Annotated in this window: 17 protein-coding genes; 11 read left to right on the top strand and 6 right to left on the bottom strand. The window is 43.0% G+C overall.

The features are described from left to right. Positions 1 to 25: 25 nt before the first annotated feature. Positions 26 to 1,555: an ABC transporter substrate-binding protein gene (locus DFP75_RS06750; protein WP_110573558.1), complete on the bottom strand. Its 1,530-nt coding sequence runs from the start codon at positions 1,553 to 1,555 to the stop codon at positions 26 to 28. A 234-nt stretch (positions 1,556 to 1,789) separates the two neighbouring features. On the opposite strand from DFP75_RS06750, the gene DFP75_RS06745 reads away from it, so the two are divergent. From DFP75_RS06745 to DFP75_RS06720, 6 genes are all read left to right on the top strand, one after another. Further along, the gene (locus tag DFP75_RS06745; protein WP_110573556.1) at positions 1,790 to 2,410 is read left to right on the top strand and encodes an acyl carrier protein phosphodiesterase; all 621 of its coding nucleotides are present in this window, start codon (positions 1,790 to 1,792) and stop codon (positions 2,408 to 2,410) included. A 262-nt stretch (positions 2,411 to 2,672) separates the two neighbouring features. Then, positions 2,673 to 3,689 (top strand): ribosome biogenesis GTPase YlqF, encoded by a 1,017-nt coding sequence (ylqF, locus tag DFP75_RS06740; RefSeq protein WP_110573555.1) that lies wholly within the window; start codon positions 2,673 to 2,675, stop codon positions 3,687 to 3,689. 11 nt (positions 3,690 to 3,700) lie between these two features. After that, positions 3,701 to 4,081, top strand: coding sequence for a YacL family protein (locus DFP75_RS06735; protein WP_110573553.1), 381 nt, complete (start codon positions 3,701 to 3,703; stop codon positions 4,079 to 4,081). 87 nt (positions 4,082 to 4,168) lie between these two features. Then, complete coding sequence (locus tag DFP75_RS06730) at positions 4,169 to 4,768, top strand: hypothetical protein (protein WP_110573551.1); 600 nt, start codon at positions 4,169 to 4,171, stop codon at positions 4,766 to 4,768. 194 nt (positions 4,769 to 4,962) lie between these two features. Next, positions 4,963 to 7,305, top strand: a complete 2,343-nt coding sequence (locus DFP75_RS06725; RefSeq protein ID WP_110573549.1) for a fatty acid cis/trans isomerase — start codon at positions 4,963 to 4,965, stop codon at positions 7,303 to 7,305. A 118-nt stretch (positions 7,306 to 7,423) separates the two neighbouring features. Next, positions 7,424 to 8,407: an LLM class flavin-dependent oxidoreductase gene (locus DFP75_RS06720; RefSeq protein ID WP_110573547.1), complete on the top strand. Its 984-nt coding sequence runs from the start codon at positions 7,424 to 7,426 to the stop codon at positions 8,405 to 8,407. 64 nt (positions 8,408 to 8,471) lie between these two features. Here the strand turns inward: DFP75_RS06720 and DFP75_RS06715 are convergent, their stop codons facing one another. Together DFP75_RS06715 and DFP75_RS06710 are read right to left on the bottom strand one after the other, a co-directional pair. Further along, positions 8,472 to 9,401, bottom strand: a complete 930-nt coding sequence (locus tag DFP75_RS06715; RefSeq protein ID WP_110573545.1) for an LpxL/LpxP family acyltransferase — start codon at positions 9,399 to 9,401, stop codon at positions 8,472 to 8,474. Beyond that, entirely contained in the window at positions 9,394 to 10,104 is a 711-nt protein-coding gene (locus DFP75_RS06710) for a 3-deoxy-D-manno-octulosonic acid kinase (protein WP_110573543.1), read from the bottom strand. Before DFP75_RS06710 ends, DFP75_RS06715 begins: the two co-directional genes overlap by 8 nt. A gap of 108 nt (positions 10,105 to 10,212) precedes the next feature. Between DFP75_RS06710 and DFP75_RS06705 the strand changes: the two genes are divergently transcribed. Further along, positions 10,213 to 11,223 carry a glycosyltransferase family 9 protein gene (locus DFP75_RS06705; RefSeq protein WP_110573541.1) on the top strand — a complete coding sequence of 337 codons (1,011 nt, stop codon included), beginning with the start codon at positions 10,213 to 10,215 and terminating at the stop codon, positions 11,221 to 11,223. Here DFP75_RS06705 and DFP75_RS06700 read toward each other — a convergent pair. Further along, complete coding sequence (locus DFP75_RS06700) at positions 11,216 to 12,175, bottom strand: methylenetetrahydrofolate reductase (protein WP_110573539.1); 960 nt, start codon at positions 12,173 to 12,175, stop codon at positions 11,216 to 11,218. The genes DFP75_RS06705 and DFP75_RS06700 overlap by 8 nt on opposite strands. Positions 12,176 to 12,374: 199 nt before the next feature. Here DFP75_RS06700 and DFP75_RS06695 point away from each other — a divergent pair, with 199 nt between their 5' ends. The 4 genes from DFP75_RS06695 (at position 12,375) to ppnP (ending at position 15,698) form a co-directional block, all read left to right on the top strand. After that, positions 12,375 to 12,920, top strand: a complete 546-nt coding sequence (locus tag DFP75_RS06695; protein WP_110573537.1) for a DUF1285 domain-containing protein — start codon at positions 12,375 to 12,377, stop codon at positions 12,918 to 12,920. An 86-nt stretch (positions 12,921 to 13,006) separates the two neighbouring features. Then, positions 13,007 to 14,353: a DEAD/DEAH box helicase gene (locus tag DFP75_RS06690; RefSeq protein WP_110573535.1), complete on the top strand. Its 1,347-nt coding sequence runs from the start codon at positions 13,007 to 13,009 to the stop codon at positions 14,351 to 14,353. A 114-nt stretch (positions 14,354 to 14,467) separates the two neighbouring features. Beyond that, positions 14,468 to 15,355 (top strand): transcriptional regulator GcvA, encoded by an 888-nt coding sequence (gcvA, locus tag DFP75_RS06685; protein ID WP_342767498.1) that lies wholly within the window; start codon positions 14,468 to 14,470, stop codon positions 15,353 to 15,355. A 52-nt stretch (positions 15,356 to 15,407) separates the two neighbouring features. Further along, positions 15,408 to 15,698 (top strand): pyrimidine/purine nucleoside phosphorylase, encoded by a 291-nt coding sequence (gene ppnP, locus DFP75_RS06680; RefSeq protein WP_110573531.1) that lies wholly within the window; start codon positions 15,408 to 15,410, stop codon positions 15,696 to 15,698. Between the two features lie 79 nt (positions 15,699 to 15,777). Here the strand turns inward: ppnP and DFP75_RS06675 are convergent, their stop codons facing one another. Both DFP75_RS06675 and gloB read right to left on the bottom strand, forming a co-directional pair. After that, positions 15,778 to 17,427, bottom strand: coding sequence for a lytic transglycosylase (locus tag DFP75_RS06675; RefSeq protein ID WP_110573529.1), 1,650 nt, complete (start codon positions 17,425 to 17,427; stop codon positions 15,778 to 15,780). A 54-nt stretch (positions 17,428 to 17,481) separates the two neighbouring features. After that, positions 17,482 to 18,255 (bottom strand): hydroxyacylglutathione hydrolase, encoded by a 774-nt coding sequence (gene gloB / locus DFP75_RS06670; RefSeq protein WP_110573526.1) that lies wholly within the window; start codon positions 18,253 to 18,255, stop codon positions 17,482 to 17,484. Between the last annotated feature and the right edge of the window lie 66 nt (positions 18,256 to 18,321).

Raw genomic sequence — 18,321 nt, 5'->3', positions numbered from 1 at the left:
ACCTTTAATGTGATTGGTGTACTCTCTATTCTTCAATGAATAGATCTCCTATATGCGGGTAGTTTTGATCATTGACTATGTCTTTTATATTGACGCCGTCTTTGGCAGCCCAAGTCAGAGATTGCCAGTAAAGAGGCACGACGGCAGAATCGTTATAAATTTTCCATTCGATTTGCTGTAAAAGTCGCAGGCGTCTCTCTGGGTTCATTTCTCTATTTGCTTGGCGGATATCCGCATCGATTTCAGGTCTGCAATATTCACTGGCATTATAAGCGCCCATGCCCGTATTGGTATCTGGGCAAGCAATAATAAATTCAAATAAATTGTTGGAATCCATTGTGTCTGATTGCCAGCCGAGCATCATCATGTCTGCGCTGCGATTATCATACTCTTTAAAGTATTGCGCTTTGGGAAGGGTTTTTAATTCGACAGTAATGCCGATTCTGGAAAGCATGGCACTGATGGCTTGGGCGACTTTTTCATCACTCATATAGCGGTTGTTGGGTGCCATCATGCTAATGCGGAAGCCTTTTTCGTAACCGGCTTCTTTCATTAATTCTAGTGCTTTTTCAACATCGTATTCTGGCTCAAGGCCGTTGATGTGTCCGAGAAACCTGTCTGAACTTAACTGGCCCGCTGGTGTAGCGTAGCCTTTTAATATTTTATCAACGATTAGCGCTTGGTTGATGGCTAAATTGATGGCTTTTCGTACTCTGACATCCTGAAACTCTTTGCGTCTATTTTGGTTCATGTGAAGCAATAATATGCGCGTACTTGGCAGGGTGACGAGCTGGATGCCTGAGACTTTTTTTGCCCGTTCGATATCAATCGGTGAGACTGGAAAGATAAAGTCCACATCTCCTGAAAGTAGCGCCGCAAGCCGAGTGGAGTCCGTTCGGATGGGCGTGAGAATAATTTTGTCGGCGTTGCCTTTTGAGTTTTTATCCCAGTAATTTGGATTTCGTGTTAGCTCCATCCAGCTACCTAATTCACGATTGTCTAGAATGTAAGGCCCTGTTCCAGACACATTGCGAGAAGCAAATGTTTCACCGTATTTAATGATTTGATCTTTCCCCTGATAAAAGGCTTTATCTATTGGAAAGACATAGGTCATTATATTCAGTAATAATGGGTTGGTATAAGTGGTGTGAACGTCAATAGTATATTCATCAACCATTGTGACTTTGTCTATTGTGTCGAACATGGCGCGAAAATCGGGCGATTTTTTTAAACGTTCTATGGTGTATGCAACATCTTTTGATGAGAAAGTATTGCCTGTACTAAAGACAACATTCTTTCTTAGGAAAAAACGCATTGTATGGCTGTCGAGTCGTTCCCACTTGGTGGCAAGGCGAGCTTCGAATTGCCCGTTTTTATTCCACCTGAGCAATGGATCAAAAACAAGATGAGAGAATTGCAGTGTGCTTTCTGATAATTGTTCATGAGGGTCTAATGAAACAGGGTCCGTGTCATAGGCTATTTTCAGTGTTGTTGCCACTGCCTTGTTGTATAAAAGTAAAGCCAAACAACAGGCTATAATAACCTTTATCTTCATTGTTTCTGTCTCGTTAGTAGGCTGAATGTTCGAGTGTGGTGTTTGGTACCTAACAGACCTCGGCTTGGTGTAATGTAGATCCTAGAGGAATGTTAAATCTTGACCATAAAGATGACAATTGGCCATTTTTGCAAAAAAAAGAGTAAAAAGACAGTAAGACTGCTATTTGCTGGCGTATTTAGATAACAATGTCGCGTAAGCTTTCGCTCAATTTTCCACTACTTGCAGGTCGTCATGAATTATTTTGCACATCTTCATATTGCTTCTCTTACTCATACATCATGGGTAGGTAATCTGCTGGGGGATTTTTCGGTTGAGGTGGAAAGTCTTGATGCCGATCTGTGGATCGGTTGGCAGCTGCATCAGAAAGTGGATGTGATGGTGGATAACCACGAGGCCAGTGTGTCGTTTCGTTCTATGCCGAGAAAAGGGCGTCGTCGCTTTGCTGGAATCGTTCAAGACATTGTGATGGATTATTGGCTCATACAATATTGGGATCGCTTTAGTTCTGTTCCGTTAGATGCTTTTTGTGATCAAGCATTATTTGGCTTAGTGCAAGATAAAGAGCGTAGTCCAGAACGTTTGCAGAACATGATTCGTTCATTGGAAAACGAAAACTGGTTGGCAAATCTGGGCACCATTGATGGTGTGGAGAAGGCAATTTATTCCATTATGCGACGCTGGCGTCATGGCGAGTATTTGGCTGATTTTGTAGAGGACTTAGAGCTGGTAATCAAACAGGCAGAAGCGCCGTTCTTACGTCTGTATCCTGATTTACTAAAGTTTGTAGATGAAGAAATGAAAAAAAGCCGAGGCCACACACAGCCTCGGCTAATGGGCTTGGCGACTCTCTAGTAGAAAGTCAGCCCAATCGAGAGAACAACCAGACTATGCGTTAAGCTAGGTGCAGATTCCTTGCTTTGCTTAATCTGGAATGGACGAGTATAGATTGTTTGTTTAGCGCTGCCTTGATCTGAGTCAGATATAAGGCGCCCACAGTACTAAAATAGCCATGGCAGAGTAATGTTTTTTCTTAATAGAGTATTTTCTCTATCTTGTAAGAACTTATGGTAGAATTCGCCACCGAAAAAAGCGTGGTTGAAATGGGAGAGTTAGGTTGAGCGTTCAGTGGTATCCAGGGCACATGAATAAAGCGCGTCGAGAGATCGAAGAGGTCATGGCGCAAGTTGACATCGTTATTGAAGTGTTGGATGCCCGTATTCCTGATTCCAGCCAAAACCCCATGTTGAATACATTACGTGGTGATGTGCCTGTTTTGCGTTTGTTGAATAAAAAAGACTTAGCGGACAAAGCTCGTCTAGACTTATGGTTAGAGCATTGGCGTGGTAGTGAAACGGTTTTAGCGCACCCATTCTCGACATTGGATAAAGCAGACGTTGCGAGAATTAGTCAGTGGGTTGGACAGATGGTTCCTCATAGGGGCAGTGCTGAAAAACCGATTAGAGCGATGATTGCTGGTATTCCTAATGTCGGCAAGTCTAGTCTAATGAATGCTCTTTTAGGGCGACGTGTTGCCAAAGTCGGTGATGAGCCAGCTGTGACAAAGGCTCAACAAAAACTGAAAGTGACAAACGGTTTCCAGATATTAGATACACCTGGCATTTTATGGCCAAAAATTGAAAACCCAGATGCAAGCTACCGTTTAGCTGTGACTGGTGCTGTGCGAGATACGGCTATTGATTACGAAGATGTCGCATTAGTCGGAGTGAAGTTTTTTATTACCGACTATTTAGATGCCTTGATGACACGCTATAAATTAAAAGATGTGTCGTCGGACCCATATGAAGTCTTGAGAGTGATTGGCTCTAAGCGAGGCGCTTTGCGATCTGGTGGCAAGGTCGATATGCATAAGGCGGCAGAAGTTTTTTTAAATGATGTAAGGGCTGGCGCGATTGGGCCTTACGTGATGGAAACACCAGAAATGATTGCGCATGAAGAGCGTTTGGTGGAAGAGGCTAAAGCGAAGAAAGAGGCAGAAAGGCAAGCAAGGTTAGCTGCGGCCGTTCCGCAGCGACAGCAAGCGAGTAATCGAGCTTATCGCGATAATCAAACACACCAAACGGATCAAGCCCAGTCTACTAAGCATGATGAGAATACAAATGACAAGCAGTGAGGTTCACGGTCATGGATTATGAAATTGCCTTTGATCAGGACGAAAATGTGTATCGCATTTATACTGGATATGAGTTCGCCGCAATTGGGGAATGGGTGTCTGAGTATGTGCGTGATGTTGAAAGCATTCAGCGCGTATTAATTGCTGCTCGTTTAGCGGAAACAGAAAAGGAAACAACAGAATTCAAGCATGGCCCTTTTGACGTTATTGTCAGTGAAGAGGGTGTGTCTGTGTCTAGACAAATTGATCTTGATTCAGCTGAAGAAGAGATAAAAGCCATGTTTGATTCACAAGACAGCTTTTATCAGACATCGACAGACGGTATTCAGGCCGAATGTGGTTTAGAAGACCTCATTAATATGATTGAGAATTGGCACGAAGTGCTGAATTAATTCTTAAGTGTCAGAGTAGTTGTTCCTAGTGCGAGCTAGGTTTACACTAGCGTTGTTTATTTTTTTACGTTTTTTTAGGGAGCCGATATGCTCATCGAATTGGAAAAAGCCCGCACTCGAAATAATGTTGTTCGCATTTTTCGTGAAGAATTGGACGGACCAGATAGTTGGACGGACGGTTTTGTCGTGGATGCCAACGAAGAAATGGTTTTGCTCCAATTAGTGGATGACAGTGTTCGTCTAAATGGTTATCAAGTTCTCTTTTTAGAGGATATTAGCGATTTTGCGCATCCTGCTCCCTTTAATGACTTCCAGAAAAAAGTATTGTCGCTTCGTGGCGAAGAAGTTGTTGATCCAGAAGTTGATCTAGATGATTTAGCGGTCATGTTGATTGATATTAGTGAAGAGTTTGGACTGGTGACACTTCATCGTGAAGAAGTAGAACCAGATAGCTGCGAAATTGGTCGTGTGGTTCGTGCCGATTCTGTGACGTATGAGCTTGAGGAAATTGGTTCTGATGCTCGTTGGTTCGATGAAACATTTGAATATGACTTATATGATATAACTCGTATTGAATTTGGCGGCGCTTATGAAGAAGCTCTGCTGATGGCTAATGATGATATGGGTGATGATTCTTATGAGTTGTCAGACGAATACCCAGATGATGGTATTGTTGATGACGAATAAACAAACAAGTGCCTAGTTTGTTTTGTAAAATCACACATAAAGAAACGCCTTAAGGCGTTTTTTTATTTAGAAAAGAACATTTTTTTAATGAAGCCTAAATGATGACATTGACGTGTTATATTTAGTAAATGAAGCGTTTTTAACTTTGAATAACACGATTAAAAAAAGATGAAATATACAAGAGGATCTTTTTAATGTCTCGATGGCTGACTTTTCTTTGTTTGATTGTATTGGTGTCGGGCTGTGCTGCCTATGCAACACACCAGTTTGACACGGTATTCGGCGAACAAAATTCACAGCATCGTGTTGTTGAGGTTAGCGAAGAAGACAGTGCTTTTTATAATGAACACGTTAAACCCATTCTTGATAGTCGCTGTGTTTCTTGTCATGCCTGTTATGACGCACCTTGTCAGTTGAAATTAACCGCGCCCGCTGGTCTTGAGCGAGGCGGTTCAAAAGAGTTGGTTTACGATGGCACTCGCCTGTTGGCTTCTTCACCTACGCGTTTATTTATTGATGCCAATACCACTGATGAGTGGCGATCAAAAGGTTTTCATCCAGTCTTAAATGAGAGAGATCAATCACCGGCAGCGAATTTACAAGGTAGCTTGTTGTATAGGGCGATCGCATTACGTGCTAAACAGGGCTCATTTACCCAGCCTGTATTGTCTGATGAATATGATTTCTCATTGGCTCGTGATCAGCAGTGTGTCAGTGTGGAAGAGTATAACCAGTTTGAACAAGACTACCCAAACTGGGGAATGCCTTATGGCTTACCGGCACTCAGCCCCAGTGAGTATGATGTGCTATCTCGTTGGTTAGCCACTGGAGGGAAAATGCCGGCGGCGGCGCAGGCTCCGGCCGATCTTAAAAAGAAAGTTGCGCTATGGGAATCTCGGTTAAATGGCGATGATTTAAAGACTCAATTAGTCTCGCGTTATATTTACGAGCATCTCTACTTGTATAGCTTGTATCTTGATGACGGCGAAGCATTTCGTTTTCAACTTGTTCGTTCTAAAACGCCGCCAGGGGAAGCTATTGAGAGAATCGCCACTCGACGACCTTATGATGATCCAGGTGTGGAGCGTGTTTACTACCGACTTTGGTTAGATCAAGAAGTAAAAGTACAAAAGAACCATATTCCTATGCAGCTGGATGAGGCGCGTTATGCTCGTTGGCAATCGTATTTTTATTCCAGTGATTACGACGTGACCAAAGATCCTGGTTATGAGCCTGAAATTGCATCGAATCCGTTTAAAACCTTTCAAGAAATACCTACGCATGCTCGTTACCGCTTTTTATTAGATCATTCGCAAAAAACGATTATGTCGTTTATAAAAGGCCCTGTTTGTCGTGGTCAAGTGGCGGTAAATGTGATCAATGATCAATTTTGGGTGTATTTTATTGATCCAGAAGTCGTCTACGGTAAAGGTTCGACAGATTATTTAGAAGACCAAGTGCAGGGCTTAGATTTACCTGCCTCAAGCAATAGCTTGCCTATCGCGTCATGGGTCAGATTTTCAGAGCAGCAGAAGTCATATTTGTCTGCCAAAGCGGCTTTGATTGAAAGTGCTGGGTTCAACAATACGCCTTTGGATTTAGATTTGATTTGGGATGGTGAAGGCGTTAATACAAATGCGGCTTTGACTATTTTCCGTCATTTTGACAACGCGTCCGTTGTAAAAGGCATGGTCGGACAGCAACCCAAAACCGCTTGGGTGATTGATTACCCATTATTGGAGCGAATCCATTACCTTCTGGTGGCGGGTTTTGATGTTTATGGCAACGTGGGTCATCAGCTTGTAACGCGCTTATATATGGATTTTTTGAGAATGGAAGGCGAAATGAACTTTTTGCTTTTCCTTCCTAAAGAAGATCGAGAATCTGTTCGCAAGTATTGGTATCGAGATGTAAGTCAAATTATCAAGGATTACATATTCAGTGATTATATTAAGGTTGGTCGTCAGTCGGAAGTGCAGTACGTAACGGATGATCACCAATCAGAACTCTATGAAAAGCTTCGTGAAAAATTATCGAACGTGCTGGATCATAGTCATGACTTAGAACAAAGTAAATTAACGCGAGATCAGCGTGAGGCGCTATACAAGCTGCAAGCTGTGCGCGGTGGTGGTTTGGTTCATTTGCCTAATGTCTCCACGGTATTGGTTACACAGCAAGGTGTTCCGCTTGAAGTGATCAGTTTGATACACAATAAAGCGCATGCGAATATCTCAAGCTTACTGGATGAAGAAGAGACGCGATTACCCGATGAAGACGGTGTGACCCTTGTGAAAGGGGTGTTAGGCGATTACCCAAATGTCTTAATGCAGGTAGAAGAGAGCGAGCTGATTGATTGGGCCAAACAAGTGGGCAGCCTGCAAACGGCAGAAGATTATTCGGTTTTATTGGATACGTTTGGTATTCGCAGAACGCATCCTAATTTTTGGTTTGTCAGTGATGCCATTGCTAACTTGAATAAACAAGATCGTCCAAGAGAAAGTGGTATTTTGGATTATAACCGTCTAGAAAACCGCTAGCTTGTTTTGTTTAAGAGCTGCCAAGGCAAAGCGCTTCTGCATTATATGCATGATTGTCTCCTTGCACTGATAAAGAAGCGCCTTACATAGTAGGTATATTCTTTATTAGGTAAATATTATGGTTCCGTTTTCTATATTGGACTTAGCACCAGTGGCTGACGGCCACTCAGTTGCAGAATCCTTGGCGATGAGTCGTAGAATGGCAGTTGCCGCTGAAAATCATGATTATGCTCGCTTCTGGCTTGCAGAGCATCATGGTATGGCGGGTGTTGCCAGTTCCGCTACATCTGTTGTCTTGTCCTATTTGGGGGCTGCAACATCGAAAATTCGAATTGGTTCGGGAGGCGTGATGCTGCCGAACCACTCACCATTAGTTATTGCCGAACAATTTGGTACTTTGGCTGAGTTATATCCTGATCGCGTTGACTTAGGGTTAGGGCGAGCACCTGGTACAGACATGCAAACCGCCAGAGCCTTGCGTCGCAATATGGATGCCTCTGTTGATAGCTATCCTGACGATGTGTTGGAGTTGCAGCGTTTACTTGGCAGTGGTGATCAGGGTGTTTTGGCTGTTCCTGGGCGTAACACGCATGTTCCTTTATGGATGCTTGGCTCCAGTCTATACAGTGCGCAAGTTGCCGCTGAGTTTGGTTTGCCTTATTCCTTTGCCTCTCACTTTGCTCCAGATCAGTTAATTCAAGCACTTACTGTATATCGCCGTAACTTTAAACCGTCTGAGCAACTGTCTAAACCTCATACAATGGCGGGGGTGATGGCTGTCGTCGCTGATACCGATGAAGAGGCAAAATATTTGTTTACCTCAGCACAGCAGCAGTTTGTGAACTTGCGTCGTAGCCGCAACCTGCCTTTCTCTAAGCCTGTTGAAACAATGGATGGTATTTGGTCGCCTAGTGAGAAGTACATGGTTGAGCATATGTTGCAATACGCTATGGTGGGCTCGAAAGCATCGGTTGCCTTTCAACTGTCTAGTTTCTTAGAAAAAACAAATGTTGATGAATTGATTGTCTCTATGCCAATCCATGACTCCGAAGCCAGATTGAAATCTTTGCGTCTAATGGCCGAAGTTCGGGATAGCTTGTAGGGTAAGAGCAATATTATAGGTGAGGTAAATAGCCACTAAAGACGTTTCTTTAGTGGCTATTTTTTTATTTTTTGTAAGGTGAAGGATCACCTGGTACAGGCTGTGTTTTAAAGCGTCGGTGAGACCAAAAATATTGTTCTTTTTTGGGAGCGATAATGGCTTCCATCAATTCGTTTATTCTAGTGGCGTTTACGACGTCATCTTGAGTTGGGTAGTTTTCTACTTCGGTTAGACTTAAGTGAAAGCCTTTCTCTGTTCTACCATAGTCGTAAAGAACAACAGGGGCGTTGGTCATATTAGCTATACGGCCAATATGGGCGATCGTTGCACATTGACGACCATAAAAAGGGGCGAAGACTGAATTTTTACGTCCGTAATCTTGGTCCACGGCGTACCAAACCGCTTTGTTCTGTTTTAGTGATTTCAACACTTCGCGCATATTAGTACGTTCGATAGTTTTAGAGAAAATGGCTTGGCGTTGACGTTCCATTACCCAGTTCATAACTGGGTTGCTCTGTAGTTTGTAGATCGGATGAACATCGATAAAGCGTGGCATTTGGCCTCCACAAATATCGAGAGAAGAAAAGTGTCCACTAATAAGGATGCAGCCGCGACCTTTGGCTAGAACGCGATCGATCACATCCTGGCCTTCAAATGTGACTCGTGATTGAAACTTTTTCTGATTTTGAAACCAAGAGGCAAACGTTTCAAAAACACCTATCCCCATGCTTTTGAAATGAGCTTTGGCTAATCGAGTTCGCTCAGCATCCGTCATGTCAGGAAAGCAAATTTTTAAATTTACATGGCAAATATTTTTACGGTTTGAACTTAAAGCGTAATGTATCGTACCAAGAATTTTACCCAGAAATTTTTGGCCACACCAAGGTAAATAGCTGAGTAAATAAGCGACGCCCATCGCGCCCCAACTTAACCAGTGTTTTGGTCCCAAAAAGTTTGTGATGCTTTTGTCTAATGTTGTCGTTTTTTTAGCCATGGTATCCCTCCAAAAAAGCCTGCCATTGCTTTTCTGATACACGAAAATTTGTATGTTTGCTGGATTCTTTGTCGAGTGAGCGTTTTAGGCGTTCAACATTGGATTCCATCCAGCTGGAGTGAGGCGCTTTTTGCTCACACTTATCGAAGTCAATAATCCAAACTTTCTGTTGCTCATCTATCATAATATTGTGGCAGTTAAGGTCAGAATGATAGATGCCATTTTGATGAAAACGTTTTACTACTCGCCCAATGTCATTCCAATTAATTTGAGCCTGTTGATCACTTTTTATTATGTCGAATAAATCTTTAGCGCCTTGTATTGTTTCAGTTAGTAGTAAGGCTTGATAAAAACCAGCCGATACCGAATAGATACCTGCAATTGGGCGTGGTACAGGAAGGTCTAAGTTGCGCATGGTTTCTAAAAGGGTGAGTTCTAGCCATGGTCTGGTGCGGTCTCTGCCTGTAAATAAAAAACGATCTTTGTTAATTTTGGCGATCAAGCCGCCACGCCGATAGCGGCGCAGAACAAATTTGCCAAATTGACTATTGATAAACCAAACGGCGCCACGTCCATTGCCTGTGCCTGCGAGTTCACCTTCTAACTGCCAAAATGAAGAATCAAACCATGTCTTGGATAATGGGAGCTCTGGATCGCTTTTTAGTAACACTGTATTGGGCGATATTTTGATGGCTTGTGGCATGTTACTCGCTTTGTCATGATCTCTGTGGGTTATGTCTACAAAGTTAGACACATTCAAGGGCGACTATTCTATAATACTTGCTGAATTTAAGCAGCCCTAGAGGACGAGATGCAGCAAGAGAATATTCAACATTTGGCTATAGTGCGCTTATCCGCTTTGGGGGATGTATGTCACGCTATGGCAGTGGTTCAGTCTATTATGAAACGCTATCCCTCCATGCGAGTGACTTGGGTGACTTCTCCTTTAGAAGCTAAGCTTGTGCGCTTGCTGGAAGGTGTGGACGTTGTTGAATACGACAAAAAAAGCGGTTTTTCTGGTTTGTTGGCATTACGCTCTCAGTTAAAAGGCCAGGTCTTTGATGTGCTGCTGCACTTACAATGGTCAATTCGAGCGAGTTTGGTATCCAGAATGATTCGAGCGAAGCGACGTATAGGTTTTGCTTTGTCACATTCTCGTGAGCGACAGCATTGGTTTGTGAATGAGTATGCTCCAGAGCCGAAAGGCGAGCATGTACTGGATTCGTTTTTATCTATTGCAAGTGTACTTGGTGTTGATCAGCCTTCTTTGCCTTGCGAGCTTTCTTTGCCTGCTGAAACATTTGGATTGCCAGCCAAGTATGTGGTGATTAACCCATCTGCGTCCAAAGCAGAGCGTAATTGGACGATAGAAGGCTATCAAGCAATATTGGACTATTTATTAGCGAAAGGGATATGTCCCGTCATGACGGGTGGTCCATCCCAAGACGAGATGGATTTCGCCAACAGTATCATGGCTGATCGCGCAGAAAACGTTGTCAATCTGGTTGGGAAAACACCCTTGGATATTATGTTGTCGGTGTTAAGAAATGCAGCTTTGGTTATCTCTCCAGACACTGGGCCTGCACACATGGCGACACTGGTGGGAACGCCTGTTTTGGGGTTATATGCGCACTCCGATCCTCGGCGTACTGGGCCTTACCGCGATTTGGATAAGGTGATCAGTGTTTACGATGAACTGGTAGAGAAAGAATATCAGAAGCCAGCAGCAGAATTGCCTTGGTCAACACGCGTGCATGACCCTAAGGCCATGCAGCATATTAAAGTAGAGTCTGTTTTAGCGAAGTTAAAAACGCTTATTTAATCAGAGATTGCTCTGCTAATTTAAGGTCTAATGTCGCCTTTAATAGCTTGTATAGCTGAATAGAGGCGTCAATTTCTTCTTTGCGGTTGGTCAAACTTTCTATGTTTAGGCCTAAAGGAACGCCTAGTGGTAAAGCGATTTCGATAATCTGCTCTAAAGCGTTTCGACATATCTTAATGGATTCGTCCAGTGGTGCTTCGGCATCTAAAATACGGTGTTTTGTTGCTTCTGGTACCGAAATACCTAGCCATTCCATGAACTCTAATGTTTTTGCGCTGCCGCAAGGTGTGAAGGTTAGAATGATGCGTTTTGGTGCTTCACCCTTTTCTTTGCAGGTTCTTGCGTAACGGCTGATGAGGTCTGCTGTCGCTTGGTGATTATATACGGCTTGCGAAATGAAAAATTCACAACCAGCTTCTGTTTTTTTGCTTAAACGTAAATGTTCATCGCCTTTTTTAGCGTGGCGTTCAGCGATTGTGACACCGCCCAAATTAAAAGAGTGTTCAGATGCTTTTAGGGTTTCATAAGCCTGTGGCAGTGGCAATTTAATATCGCCACTGGAAGAAGGTGAGCCTACCAAGACTAGGTCTCGAATGCCGTATTGTTCCCATGCTTCAGAAAGCCAACCTGAAAACTCTTCTGAGCTACGAGATGAGACAGATTTGTAAGTGATAACAGGTTTTCCAGACTGTTGGTGAAGGCGTTTAGACCAAGCTCTCGGATCGTGAGTTTCCATAAAAGGAAAAGGGCGAGGTTTATCAATACGGCTGGTTTCATCTTGAATGTCGTAAACAACCAAACCATCGATGTCGATATTATCAAGACGTTCAAGCAATTTTTGACTAACTTGTGCGAGTTGCTCTTCTTCAAGCGAAGATTTTGGTGGCGTTGTGCCGATAAAGTAGATACCACGTGTAGGGTCTTGAAACTTTGTTGCCAATTCCGATTTCATAATGTCACACTCTAAATAGACGCGGCAGGATAATGGTGTTCTGCTCAGCGGTATGTTTGTTTGTTGGATCTATTCTAACAGTGAAATGAATTCAAGGCTTTCATCTAAAGTTGAATTATATTGTAGTTGAAGTGAAGGTGGTTAATCTTCTGGTGATCTGATGAGCTTGCTGAGTCGATGATGAATCTAAGGAGGCGTCATGTTAAATAAAGAGTTAAAGGGGTTGTCTGAGACAAAAACGTCAGGGTTGCCTCCAGTACACACATGGTCTCCACCTTTTTGTGGGGACATGAATATGGTGATCAAGGCGAATGGTGAGTGGTTTCACGAAGGTGGGAAGATCAATCGTCCAGCTATGGTCACTATGTTCAGCCGTATATTGTGGTTTGAGGAAGGTGAATACTTCCTGGTGACACCGGTGGAAAAGGTGCGAATTCAAGTGGAAGATGCTCCTTTTTTAGTGACGGGTTGGCAGTGGGTAGAGACAAGCGCGGGTCGTGCTATTGAATTTATTACGCAAACAGAGGATGTCCTTATTCTAGGAGTTGATTGTGATATTTGGCTTGAGAAGTTTCAAAACGAAGAGCGGCCTTATGTTTCTATGCGCTATGGGATGAAGGCTTTGGTCAACCGTAATGTGTTTTATGGCATCGCTGACTGTTTGGAACAAGTTGTTACAGCCGAGGGCTCTGGAATGGGGGTGATAAGTGCGGGTAAAAGCTATCTTTTAATGAAAGATGAATGACGAATTTCTTTGTGTCTAGGTTATAATACAAGTATTAAACGTGACACTTGGTTTGCGTGGTATTTTAGTATTAAAGGGGTATTTTTTTGTTATTTGAAGAATTTGGTTTTGATAATCGTATTTTAACGTCCATCGGTCATTTGGGATTTGATAAGGCAACTGAAATTCAAGCTCGTGCCATCCCAGAGGCAATGGCTGGTCGCGATTTATTAGCGTCCTCAAAAACCGGTTCAGGAAAAACACTTGCTTACCTTTTGCCTGCGCTGCATCGAGTTTATAAAAAGAAAGCCTTGTCCAAACGTGATCCTCGAGTGGTTATTTTGGTGCCGACTCGTGAGTTGGCAAAACAGGTATATGGACAACTACGACTTTTGTTAGCGTCCAGCCGTTTTACTTCAATTCTGATTCAAGGCGGTGAAAACTTTAACGATCAGCACAAGTTGCTACAAAAAGATCCGCACTTTATCGTGGCTACTCCCGGGCGTTTGGTCGATCACTTAAAGCAGCGTCATGTGTTTTTAGAAGGTCTGGAATTGCTTGTTTTGGACGAAGCTGATCGTATGTTGGATTTGGGCTTTGCTGATGCCATGAGAGCCATTAATGCGGCTGCAAATCACCGTCAACGTCAGACGTTATTCTTTTCAGCGACCCTAGATAATACAGAAGTCAGCACGATTGCCAGTGAACTGTTGCGAGAACCTTCGCGTGTGGCTGTAGGGCAGGGCTTTGATGAGCACACAGACATATCGCAACACGTTTTACTGTGTGATCACCTAGATCACAAAGAAGCATTATTAAAGCACCTTTTGACGGGGCAAACGATTAAGCAAGCCATTGTTTTTACGGCAACGAAGAATGATACAGTTCGTTTATCCAACATGATTGCTGATTGGGGGTTGACGACTCAAGCATTAAACGGAAATTTATCGCAAAGCGCTCGTAATAAAACGATGGAAAGTTTTGCTAAGGGCCAATTTGACGTCTTAGTCAGTACCGATGTCGCATCTCGTGGTTTGGATATTGCCAGTGTATCGCATGTATTTAACTTCGACTTACCAAAACAAGCTGAAGAATTTGTTCATAGAACCGGACGTACTGGACGGGCAGGATTTAAAGGAGATGCTTATTCGCTCGTTGGCCCTAAAGATTGGGTGAACTTTAAAGCGATAGAAGCTTTCTTGCAGAAGACCTTTTCGACAGAAGTGATTGAAGGGCTAGAAGGCAAGTTTAAAGGATTGTTACCTCCTAAGCCGGCTCGCTCAGTGAGTAAAAAGCCTAAAGCCCAAGCGTCCAAAAAATCGTCTAAAAAGGTGACTAAGAAAGCGCCTGCGAAAGCACGTTTTCATGATAACCAACAGGATGGTTTTGAGGCGTTTAAATTGCCTGCTAAACGTGCTGATTCAAAACCTAATTTTGGTGATGAAGACGAGTAATTCGTTGCTTTTAGGTGACTTTTGGAACAGAAAAGATTTTTTAATTGACAGGTGAACCATATTCACGCTATTGGTTAATCTTTCTTATCTATTGGAGATGAGCTTATTAATCGTTTGCCCCCATTGAACTCGTTGAAGTGTTTTGAATCTGCTGCTCGACATGGCAGTTTCAATAAAGCAGCCAAGGAATTGTCTGTAACACCTTCTGCAATTAGTCATCAAATTAAAGGTCTAGAAAGCTTTCTAGGTCTTGAATTGTTTCGACGCACTAAAAGAAAAGTAGTGTTAACTGAGGCTGGGGAGTCTTATTTAAAGCCGATTAAAAGTATTTTTGAGCAATTGGAAAATGCGACTTCTGAGCTGAAAAGTAAGCAGAAATCAGGATCGCTTCGATTGGCTGTTGCGCCAGCGTTTCTTACGCGTTGGTTAATGCCAAGGATGGAGCGTTTTCAGCAGCGATACCCAGATATCGAAATTGAGATTAGCTCTTCAACAGGCTTGATTGATTTTTCTGCAAATGACATCGATATGGCTGTGTATTTTGGTGCAGGTGACTGGGAGGACGTTGAAGCGCATTACCTGCGTCCTGCTCGTCTTGCGCCTGTCTGTAATCCGCGATTAATAAAGCCAGAACAGCCAATAAATAAGCCTGAAGATATGCGTTTTTATCCACTTCTTCATGTTACAAAACGAAAGGATGAATGGCACGATTGGCTGCAGCAACATGACCTTGATCCTAAATTATTTCGTCGTGGATTAATGTTTTCCAGTGGCTCTTTAACGGCTGGTGCTGCGGCACAAGGTTTGGGTATTTCTTTAACAGACCCTGAGTTAATCATGCCCGAGATAGAAGCTGGGACGCTAAAGGTTCTGTTTAATCAGCATTTAATTACAAACCGCTCGTTTTATTTGGTTTATGAAAAGCGTCGTTCAGTCACATCGGCAATGTCGGCTTTTAAAGAGTGGATTATTGAAGAGATGGCTGGCAATCAGCATTCTTGAGCCTTGGGCTACCCATAACAAAGTTTTTTCACATAAATATGAGAGTTTATATATGAGCACAGCGTTAACGGTGAACAGCTATTTTAATGATCAGGTTAAGTCCATTGCGTTGGAAAATGCAGAAGGAACTTCAACAGTAGGCGTAATGGCTGTTGGTGAATATGAGTTTGGGACAAGCCAGCGTGAGTACATGACTGTTGTATCAGGTGCTTTGACCGTTAAGCTACCAGCACAAACTGATTGGAAGTCATTCGCCAAGGGCGATACTTTTATTGTGGAAGCAAATCAAAGCTTCCAAGTGAAAGTAGAAGAAACAACAGCATACCTTTGCCGTTACGAATAATTTCTATTTTTGTTTATGAGTAAAAAAAGGGGCTGATTTTTAAATCAGCCCCTTTTTTATGGTTCTTTTGGTGTGGTTATTAACCACCAACTACGTTAACAAGTAAGGTGACTTTATCACCTGGTTGAACGTACTTTTGGCTGCCAACTTTGGGGTTCCAGTCTCTAATATCGTTAATGGAAACCTTGAATTTATTGGCTACGACAGCCAATGACTCACCAGACCGAATGGTATAAACCACTTTCTTCATCACACTGCGAGTGCTCTTTTCAGAGGCTTTTGGCTCTAGCCAAACGACAAGCTTTTTGCCTGGCATTAGCGGATCGCCAAGGCCCATGTTGTTCCATCGAGCCAGTGTTTTGCTGTCTATTGAGTATTTGTTAGAAATTAGCCACAAACTATCACCTGGTTTAACTGTGTAGTTTATTTTTATTCTATTACGGTTTGGTGCTCGAGACTGTTTTGCAAGCAATCTTTGATGAGAGCTTAGGGTGTAGCTTTCTATATCGTTACCAGCAACAGGGATCATTAGCTCTTGGCCAACACGAATCATCGTGGAAGAGATCTTGTTTACGTTTTGAAGCACGTTAACAGTGGTGTTGTGTTGTTTCGCAACGAGTAATAAGTTGTCGCCAGCTTTTACTGTGTAGCGAACCCAAGTTACACGTTCCTTGCTTGGTATTTCTGCCAGCTTGGTTCTAAACAGTTTGGCTTTTGATATCGGCATTAATAAACGATGAGGGCCATCTGGAGACGTTGCCCATTGATTAAAGCCTGGGTTTAGCAGGTACACTTCATCGATACTGATTTCGGCCATATCTGCTGCTTGCGCCAAATCAAGTTGGCCGCCGATATTGACTACATCAAAGTAGGGTTTGTTCGGGATAAAATACGTTGAGTAGTTGTATTTTTCCGGATTCTTGATGATTTTAGCCAGTGCGATGAGTTTTGGAACATAGGCACGAGTTTCTTTTGGCAAATCGAGAGACCAGAAGTCAGTCGGTTTACCTGCTTTCTTATTTTTTCTAATTGCTCTTAATACCGTGCCTTCACCTGAGTTGTAAGACGCCAGCGCATGTAGCCAGTTTCCGTCAAACATTTTATGTAGGCGTGTTAGGTAAGCGATAGCGGCTTGGGTCGAGCCAATAATGTCTCTGCGACCGTCGTACCACCAAGTTTGATCAAGTCCATACATTTGACCTGTCGAAGGAATAAACTGCCAAGGGCCAGAAGCACGACCATGGCTGTATCCAAAAGGGTCAAAGCCACTTTCGACGATCGGTAATAGGGCGATTTCAGTCGGAATGCCCGCTTTTTCTAGTTCTTCAACAATGTAGTACAAATAGCGCTCACCACGCTTTGACACTCTGTCAAGATAGGAAGGGTGAGAGCTAAACCAGCGAAGTTGTGATGATAGGCGAGGACGATCTATATCAAGGTCTAGACCGTATCCAGCACGTATTCTTTCCCAAATATCTGCCGGTGCTTTTGGTTTTTCTATAACGGCAATGGGCTCATCTTGTTGAGTTGTTTGCTCTTCTTCTGCGCTGTCTACAGGAGGAACAGTATCAATAAAGCCTAATTGCTCTGTGTCGGCCTCTGGAACATCTGCGTCTTCCGTTGCTTCTACGGAATCATTAGACGGATTGCTTTGATCAAGTTTTGAGGTGGTTTGGCATGCACTGAGAACGAGGCAGGCAAGACAAATCCAGAAAATTTTATAGGTCATTTAGGTCACAATTTTGGATAAAGTTTGCTCATTTTAAAGACGTTGCGATAGAGGTCAACTAAAACTATCTTTGGCGCGTCTTACTTGGCTGAATGCGGCGACGGAATCTGTGGCTGGTTTTTCTTTAAGTTGTTGTGCTGCCTGATTTTTTAGTGACGTTATATGGGTTCTTAAAAAAGGATTAGTTTTTTTCTCTAAGCTTAATGTCGTAGGCAATGTTACTTCATTATTAGAGCGTTGCTTTTGACCATTATTATTGCTCTGTATTAGGTCTGGATTGTCTGGCTCAAGAGAAAGGGCGAATCGGTAGTTCGCTAATGTGTATTCATGAGTTGCGTAGATTATTGTGTTGTCTGGCAGGCTTGAGATCCTTTCCATGGCTTTGAGCATTTGCTCTGGAGTGCCTTCCATTATGCGCCCGCAGCCGCCTTTAAATAGAGTGTCGCCGCTGAATAAAAGAGGGTCTTGGTTGTCTGAAAAATAGCAGAGGTGATCCAGAGTGTGTCCAGGGGTTGCTAGAACGCGAAAGCTTGCTGAAAACACGTCGATTGTGTCGCCTTCGGCTATTGGGTGCGTCACTAGTTCGGTTAGGTGACTTGGTCCATAAACAGGGCAATTGAATTGTTTTTTTAGCTCAGCCACACCTCCAGTATGATCTTTGTGGTGGTGAGTAATCAAAATGCCCACTAGGCTCATGTTATGCTTGTTGCAATAAGTTAGAACCACTTCGGCGTCTCCTGGGTCTACTGCCCAGATGCGCGAGCTATCTTTATCTTGGATGATCCAGATATAATTGTCCTGAAAAGCAGGGAGCGGAAAGATGGTCATAGGTTGTCAACTTTATCAAGGTTGTTATATTTCATATGGCGTGCTTAAAAAATAAATACATCGTCA

This window comes from Marinomonas alcarazii (assembly GCF_003208215.1).
GTDB lineage: Bacteria > Pseudomonadota > Gammaproteobacteria > Pseudomonadales > Marinomonadaceae > Marinomonas > Marinomonas alcarazii.
Note: the sequence above shows the minus strand (reverse complement) of the source record. Positions and strands in the feature narration are given on the sequence as shown.